The following is a 5,883-nucleotide window of genomic DNA, read 5'->3' as shown; positions in this document are numbered from 1 at the left end:
TGATCGGCGCATTAGCCGTACATCCGGTTGTAGTATCGTGGATCACTACGATATAATCGCCAAAGCCAAGTCCGAGGAAATCTCCGGAAGGTTGTTGTGCTACCAGGGTAGTACCGGTACCGTCCTGAAGCTCGAACTCGTAGTTTCCGCTTCCACCAAATCCGTTGGCCGTGATCGCTCCGTCATTATTCGCACAACTTACCTGTGCGGCCAGTTCCGGAGTGACATCTACCGGAGGATAGATCTCTATAGGAGCATCATGGGTACATCCATTCGCATCGCGTACCGTTACCGTGTAAACTCCCGTAGAAGTTACCGTGAACGTCGGACTGCTTTGGAAGGCGCCTCCTATGCTGTAGCTGTATGGTGCCACACCACTTGAAGCCGTAACCGTAAAGGTATAACTGCTTCCGTCAGAAGTACACTGATCGGCAGCAAAGGCAGGAGCCGTAACTGTTGGCTCAGGATCTACATCTACCGTCACCGTGATCGACGTACCACAGTCATTGCTGTCTAATACATAGATGTCGTAATTCGCAGGATAGGTAGCAGGGCTGAATATAAAGGTAGCACTGCTCGTATACGCTGAAGCGGCCGGTGCAGGATCGCCTGCAGGTACTGCAGCATAACGGTAATCAGGAGTTCCTCCTGAAGCAGCTACTACTACTTCGGCCCCACTGTTACAATTTCCATTGATGTTATTTACTTCCACCAGGCTTACAGGGGCATCCGGACCACTGATCGCTACCACATTGGTCTGGGCAGGACAGTTCGGATAATCTGTAGCAGTAATGGCAATATAGTAATTCCCGGTGGTGAGTCCGTTAACGGCGATCGTTGTCGGCGCTACACCACTAGCAGTAATTCCCGCAGAAGTGCCGTCACTATTGAATACTTCGTAATCGAAGTTTCCTGTATACTGGTCTACAGTGAACTCTAAAGCGCCATCATTACCTCCAAAACAACTCACATTCGCTGTGGTTACTGCTGTAGCCTCGATCGTATCGTAAGGCGCTATCGTATAAGGCACTGTAGTTACAAAACATCCGGTAGCAGTATCCGTTACACGGAACACATAGTCACCGGGTGCGGTGAGTTCAAAGATCGCTGAAGTATTGTTCGGACTGCTGATAAACGTACCGTTGGCATTTCCAACAGGTAGCAATTCAAAGTCATACGTATTGGCAGGGTTACCGTCATCGGTTACCGTTACCAGTACTTCTTCGGGGTTAATACAGCTGATCGCAATATTCTGAACGCGGTCGGCACTAAATACATTGATAGGATCTACGTCGATCGTTGTCGTTACAGGACAGCCATTGCCATCGCGAACTTCGATCGTATAGGTCTCTGCAGATCCCGTATCGTTCACTAAGAATACGTTCGAACTCTGGAAGTTCACCCCGTCGATACTGTAGAGATAGCTTCCGCTTCCGCCACCGGCCGTTACCGTGATCTCTGCCTGGCTTACACCATTGCTCGCATCACAAGTAAAGTCTGCTGTAAGTGCTGCAGTGGCAGTAACCGCCGCAGGTTCGTTGATGATCTCTATTACAGTGTTATCACATCCGCGATCTGAGATCACTCGTACCTCGTAGCTCCCAGCAGGTAGTCCTGTAAATATTGGCGATACCTGTGGTCCGGCGATCAATACACCGCCGTCGTAAAGCTCATAGCTGTATGGCGGATTGTCGTTCGAAGCGTCAAGAACAACTTCGATCGTACCATCCGATAAGCCATTACACGTTACATGGGTAGGGATCGTTGTAAAAGTAACAGGGGTTGGCTGTTCTAAGTTGATCGGTGCAGTGGTCGAACATCCTGTGGTCACATCATAAATGATCACATCATAAGCACCAAAAGCCAATCCTGGGAAAATGTTTGATCCTTGTCTCGCCACATTCGTTGGCCCCACTAATTCGTATTCGAAATTACCACTACCACCAAAAGCGGTTACGGTGATCTCCCCATCGTTATTGGCACAGCTAGGCTGCGCCACGACTTCCGGATTGATGTTCACCGGCGGATAAATGGTAACGGTTTCTGTTTCAAAACATCCGTTCACGTCAGAAACGGTAATGGTATACGTACCGGAATTCAATCCGCTAATGGTAAAGGTATCACCCGCAGTATTGAGGGCAGCACTCACCGGTGCTCCGCCGTTCAGGCTATACGTATATGGACCTACTCCTTCCGTATCAAGGGCAACCTCGATCTCGTAAGCACCTTCGGCAGCTGTACACTGATTTAAAAGGTTAGCCGTGATCGTGGGTACAGGATCCGGATCTACCGTAATGTCCTGAGACTGGATACAGTTGTTTGCATCCTTTACATAAACCGTATAATCGCCTGCATCTACATTAAATACGTTATTCGTACTTCCAGCCCAGGTGGTCGCATCCGGAGCGGTAGCTCCGAAAGGTGTAAGCTGATACTCATAACCTCCGGCCCCGTTCTGACCGATAGCCGTAATGGTTCCGGAATTTGGCGCACAATTCGCATTGGTTGCAGTGAGTCCAAGGCTCAGTAAGATCGTCGACTCGGTAATATCTACCTCAGCAGATCCTACAGAACAATCATTAAAGGCTCCACCCACTTCGGTAAACAGGATAAAATAGGTTCCCGGTGCAAGCGGACCAATTCCGGTAACAGATAGGGGTCCGCCAGTGGTAGACACCGATCCGGAAAGTCCTGATCCTGTTACGGGATTGTTCGTAAATCGGTCATATACTTGATAGCTTACTGCCGTTGCCCCAGCATCGTAATTATCGATGGTGAAGTCCACAAATCCGTTATCACTACCCGTACAACTCACATTGGCTACTGCATCGAGTACAGAGGTCATGTTAGACGGAGAATTAATTGGTGCCTGAGCCGTTTCGAAATAGTAACATTTAGTTACATCATCGTACACTACGAAAGTATAGGTGACCCCAGGAATCAAGTCAGTGAATGTTGCAATAGCACCTCCAGGTGTGTCAGGGCCAATAGCCTCTGCCGGGTCATAGTATGGTGCCGAATAAGTCTCTAAAACACCAAACGTATAATCTCCTGCTACTACAGCGGTAGTTACTTCCACAATAGCCGTTCCTCCGGTAGCACAATCTGTTGTTACTGTTGAAACATTTATATCCAGATCATCCGGCGGAGAAGCAATGATCTCGGTAGCCCCAGCTGAACATCCATTCGCATCGATTACGTCAATATTATACACACCAAATTGAAGCACGGTAAAAGTATGGTCGTCTCCGGCTGTTGCAGCAACATAAGTTTCTGAGAATGAATTATTACCGGTGAGGTAATAGGTATATGGTGCTGTTCCTCCGGATACTCCGCTTACCGTGATGGATCCCGGATCTGTTCCTGAAGATGCATTACAAGTTATAGGTGTATCAGAAGTAGTGTAAGAAATCGGATCAGGCTCGCCGATAGTAATCAATTCGGTGTCAGTACACGAATTCGCATCGGTCACCGTGATCTCGTAATCACCTGCAGGGAGTCCTGTAGTTTGCGTTCCGTAATCGGTACCCGTAGTCGTATTCACTACATTGATCGTATACGGTGCAACCCCAAGGCTGGTGTCAATATCCACATTTATGGATGCTCCGCTTTCTCCATTACAAAGAATAGATGCCGTTTGAGATACCGAATTGATCTGCGGTAGTACCAAAGGCGCCAGGGTAGCTGTCGCAGTGGTGATACAACCATTAGCATCGGTGATCTCGAATTCAAAATTACCCGATGACAGTGTTGTGTAGCTGAATTGGGTATCTCCCGGACTCAAGGTTACAGGAACGGTATAGGCTCCCCCGTTGAGACTTACGCGGTATTCGAACGGACCGGTTCCTCCGTTGATCGTAACATCCATCTGACCTTCAGGGCTTACAGTACAATCGATACCCTTAACGGTTACCGCATCTGCCGTAAGTTGAGGCGAAACGGTAATGGTATTGGTGGTTGCAATACATCCGAACGCATCGGTAACTACGACTTCGTAGCTTCCCGGGATCAGGTTGTTAAATACATTACTGTTCTGGTTGGCTCCTCCGTTCAGGCTGTATACATAAGGTGCGGTTCCTCCGGTTACATTCACCTCCAGGCTCATTCCTGTTGCAGCATCGTAACACAGATCGGTAACAGGAGCAAGTGTTGCCGTTGGTGAAACAGGCGCTACAATATCAAAGGTGTCAGTGATATCACAGCCGTTAATATCTCTAACGCGAACCGTATAATTATCAGGAGTGGTAATATTATTAAATACGTTACTCACCTGGAATGGTGCTACTACCGTTCCGGTTGCTGTCTCCTCCAGCTGGTATTCATAGCTACCCCAACCACCACCGGCAGTTACTTCTACACGTCCTCCGGTGTTACAGGTAAGCGGACTTACATTCAGGGATATGGTAAGAGCGGTTGGCTCATTAATGGTTACCGCATCGGTAGCCGTACAACTATTTGTGTTATCGGTTACTGCGATGGTATAATCATCAGCCGGCAATCCGCCAACGTTGATCGTAGCTGTGCTTTCCCCGGTACCGTTTGCAACAACGGTTCCTGAGGTATTGGTTACGGTATAATCGTAAGTACTGAAGTTCGATACGGTGAACGACAGTTCCCCGTCGGCTCCGGATAAACAGGTAACATCACTTACCAGGGATCCGGCAACCGCTACCGGAGTGATCGGATTGATGGTAAGGTTTTCTTCGTAAGAACATCCATCCTCGTCGGTAACTCTAAAGGTATACGTATCGGGAGCCAGTCCGCTAAATACGTTGTTGGTTCCGTTGTTTACCGCAGCTGGAGCAATGATCTCATAGGTCAGAACCCCATTCCCTCCGGTAGCGGTTACCGTAACCGCTGCTGTGGTCGCCGCACAGGTAATGTCGGTAACACTAAAATCAAGGTCGGTTACAGGGTCAAGGGGTGCAATGGTTTCAGGAAGGTCAAGCGTACATCCGTTCGCATCGCGTACCGTTAAGGTATACGTGCCGTCTGTTAATCCGGCAAAGACATTGCTCGCTCCAAAGTTCACCCCGTCGATACTGTACTGGTAAGGAGCGGTTCCACCGCTTACACCTTGTACCTCGATGGTTCCGGTTTGTCCGCAACCAAAATCCTGGGTGATCGCCGTAACGGCAGTAAGCGCTACAGGCTCACCGATGGTTACGGTATCGTTGAACAGACATCCTTTGCTGTCTCTTACCGTGTAATTATAGGTTCCTGCAGCAAGACCGGTATAAGTGGTCTGACTGCTGAAGGCTCCACCGTCAAAACTGATCTCATAAGGCGCAGCTCCAAAGGCAGGATCTACCGTGATGGTTGCAATACCGTCACTAAGTCCGGCACAGCTCACATCGGTAGGAGTAGCTGCAGCAACAGGATTAGAGATCGGATCTACCGTTACCGAAGTGGTCGTGATACATCCTAATGCGTCGGTAATACGGAAATCATAGGTTCCGGCAGCAGGCGCTGTGTAGGTAATGGTGGTTACACCTGCACCCAATACCGCAGGAGCAGTGTAGGTAGCTCCACCATCGGTGCTCACTTCATATTCAAATACTTCTGTACCTCCGTTAATGGTCACTTCGATAACACCATCCGGAGAGGCGCTACAATCCAGCTCTTTAATTAAAAGGGCCGAAGCTGTTAACTGAGGAGCTACATCTATAGTATTCGTAGTCGCTGTACATCCAAAAGCATCGGTTACCACTACGGTATAGCTTCCAGGAGTCAGGTTGTTAAATACATTGCTGTTCTGGTTTGGTCCGCCATTGAGGCTGTATACAAAAGGAGCTTCTCCCCCGCTTACATTCACCTCAAGACTCATTCCCGTTGCAGGATCATAACACAGATCGGTAACAGGAGCAAGTGTTGCCGTTGGTG

General features: G+C 48.8%; 1 protein-coding gene. It reads right to left on the bottom strand.

The features are described from left to right. Nucleotides 1-5,883: beta strand repeat-containing protein (locus tag IS446_RS05445; RefSeq protein WP_203059001.1), on the bottom strand; the 5,883-nt coding region annotated here is incomplete at both ends.

Origin of the sequence: Robertkochia sediminum (genome assembly GCF_016786255.1) — a bacterium.
Lineage (GTDB): Bacteria > Bacteroidota > Bacteroidia > Flavobacteriales > Flavobacteriaceae > Robertkochia > Robertkochia sediminum.
Note: the sequence above shows the minus strand (reverse complement) of the source record. Positions and strands in the feature narration are given on the sequence as shown.